This window comes from Ideonella sp. P3_A4 (genome assembly GCF_056403075.1).
The window spans coordinates 1-824 of the sequence record NZ_JBFUGE010001236.1; the positions used below are offsets into that span (position 1 = coordinate 1).

General features: G+C 62.2%; 1 protein-coding gene and 1 pseudogene. Both read left to right on the top strand.

The window, feature by feature from the left end:
* Positions 1-460: pseudogene (fusA, locus tag AC1DYI_RS37260) on the top strand (elongation factor G); the annotation flags it as partial.
* A gap of 126 nt (positions 461-586) precedes the next feature.
* On the top strand, positions 587-824 hold a 238-nt coding region (locus AC1DYI_RS37265), incomplete at its 3' end, for a GTP-binding protein (protein WP_477209090.1).

Sequence of the window (824 nt, forward strand, 5' to 3'; positions counted from 1 at the left end):
ACGTCGACACGACGTCGACACGCTGCCCAACGGCGTGCTGGCMGGCTACCCGGTGGTCGACGTGAAGGTCACGCTGACCTTCGGTTCGTACCACGAAGTGGACTCGAACGAAAACGCCTTCAAGATGGCGGCGTCGATCGGCTTCAAGGACGGCTGCCGCAAGGCCAGCCCCGTCATTCTCGAGCCGATGATGGCGGTCGAAGTCGAAACGCCGGAAGACTACGCCGGCGGCGTGATGGGCGACCTGTCGTCCCGTCGCGGCATGGTGCAAGGCATGGACGACATGCCTGGCGGCGGCAAGGTCATCAAGGCCGAAGTCCCGCTGTCGGAAATGTTCGGCTACTCGACGACGCTGCGCTCGATGTCGCAAGGCCGTGCGACGTACACGATGGAGTTCAAGCACTACAGCGAAGCTCCGAAGAACGTCGCCGACGCGATCATCACCGCTCGCGGCAAGTAATTTTCCGCTCACTTTTGAGCCGGTCTTCGGCTTTGCGCCTCCCGCTGCCCGTGGCGGGGGATTCAGCGACGAAGCGAAGACCTAAAACCTCAGCACGGGCAACGCTCTTTCTCTGGAGAACATGAAATGGCAAAAGGCAAGTTTGAACGGACCAAGCCGCACGTGAACGTGGGCACGATTGGTCACGTGGACCATGGCAAGACGACGCTGACGGCGGCGATCACGACGGTGCTGTCGACGAAGTTCGGCGGCGAGGCCAAGGCCTACGACCAGATCGACGCGGCGCCGGAAGAAAAGGCACGCGGCATCACGATCAACACCGCGCACGTCGAGTACGAAACGGCCAACCGCCACTACGCTCACG